Source organism: Blautia sp. XA-2221 (assembly GCF_028767025.1).
Taxonomy (GTDB): Bacteria; Bacillota; Clostridia; order Lachnospirales; family Lachnospiraceae; genus Blautia_A.
Genome location: NZ_JAJQXX010000027.1, coordinates 1 through 2,004 on the forward strand (window position 1 = coordinate 1; position 2,004 = coordinate 2,004).

The following is a 2,004-nucleotide window of genomic DNA, read 5'->3' on the forward strand; positions in this document are numbered from 1 at the left end:
GCGGAGGTAGAGCACTGAATTTCCTAGGGGGCGTCAAAGCCTACCGAAGAATATCAAACTCCGAATGCCGCAGAATTGCTTACCGGGAGTCAGACTGCACGAGATAAGTTGGGCAGTCGAAAGGGAAAGAGCCCAGACCTTCAGTTAAGGTCCCAAAGTGCGCGTTAAGTGGAAAAGGATGTGGGATTTCAAAGACAACCAGGATGTTGGCTCAGAAGCAGCCATCCATTCAAAGAGTGCGTAATAGCTCACTGGTCGAGAGGTCCTGCGCCGAAAATGTCCGGGGCTGAAACGCGCCACCGAAACTAAGGAATGTAGTGATACATTGGTAGAGGAGCATTGCATGCGGGAAGAAGCAGTACCGGAAGGAGCTGTGGACTGCATGGAAGAGAGAATGCCGGAATGAGTAGCGAGAATAAGGTGAGAATCCTTATGGCCGAATATCCAAGGTTTCCAGGGTAAAGCTGATCTGCCCTGGGTAAGTCGGGGCCTAAGGCGAGGACGAGAGTCGTAGCCGATGGACAACAGGTGGAGATTCCTGTACTGCGGTATAACAGAACTGTGGGGACACGTGCAGAAAGCGGAAGCCGGGAACGGAAAGCCCGGTGCAAGTGAGGTACCAGACACATTGGCAAATCCGTGTGTCAATGGGAAGCCACGATGCGGACCGAAAGAAAGTAGGGAAGTCCGTGAGCTGTGCGTCAAGAAAAGCCGCTATAGTTTATACCGTACCCGTACCGTAAACCGACACAGGTGGATGAGGAGAGAATCCTAAGGCCGGCGGAAGAAGCATTGTCAAGGAACTCGGCAAAATGACCCCGTAACTTCGGGAGAAGGGGTGCCAGGGAGACCTGGCCGCAGAGAATAGGCTCAAGCAACTGTTTAGCAAAAACACAGGTCTATGCGAAACCGAAAGGTGAGGTATATGGGCTGACGCCTGCCCGGTGCTGGAAGGTTAAGAGGAGAGGTTAGACGCAAGTCGAAGCTTTGAATTTAAGCCCCAGTAAACGGCGGCCGTAACTATAACGGTCCTAAGGTAGCGAAATTCCTTGTCGGGTAAGTTCCGACCCGCACGAAAGGCGTAATGATTTGAGCGCTGTCTCGACAATGCATCCGGTGAAATTGAAGTACCAGTGAAGATGCTGGTTACCTGCGCCAGGACGGAAAGACCCCATGGAGCTTTACTCCAGTTTGGTACTGGGATCCGGTGCTGCATGTACAGGATAGGTGGGAGACGAGGAACACATAACGCCAGTTGTGTGGGAGTCGCTGTTGGGATACCACCCTTGCAGTATTGGGTTTCTAACCATCCGCCGTGACCCGGCGGTGGGACAATGCCAGGCGGGGAGTTTGACTGGGGCGGTCGCCTCCGAAAGGGTATCGGAGGCGCCCAAAGGTTCCCTCAGAATGGACGGAAACCATTCGCAGAGTGCAAAGGCAGAAGGGAGCTTGACTGCGACACCGACGGGTGGAGCAGGTACGAAAGTAGGGCTTAGTGATCCGGTGGTATTAAGTGGGAATGCCATCGCTCAACGGATAAAAGCTACCCTGGGGATAACAGGCTTATCACTCCCAAGAGTTCACATCGACGGAGTGGTTTGGCACCTCGATGTCGGCTCATCGCATCCTGGGGCTGTAGTAGGTCCCAAGGGTTGGGCTGTTCGCCCATTAAAGCGGTACGCGAGCTGGGTTCAGAACGTCGTGAGACAGTTCGGTCCCTATCCGGCGTGGGCGTAGGATATCTGAGAGGAGCTGTCCTTAGTACGAGAGGACCGGGATGGACGGGCCGCTGGTGTACCGGTTAGACTGCCAAGTCTACGGCCGGGTAGCCAAGCCTGGAAGGGATAAACGCTGAAGGCATCTAAGCGTGAAGCCCCCCTCAAGATGAGATATCCCATTCGAAAGAAGTAAGACCCCTTGAAGACGACGAGGTAGATAGGGCAGAGGTGGAAGTGCGGTAACGTATGGAGCTGACTGCTACTAATAGGTCGAGGGCTTGACCAA

At 53.9% G+C, this 2,004-nt stretch carries 1 rRNA gene; it reads left to right on the top strand.

Annotated elements, in window-relative coordinates:
* Positions 1-2,004, top strand: a 23S ribosomal RNA gene (locus LU279_RS13405); the annotation flags it as partial.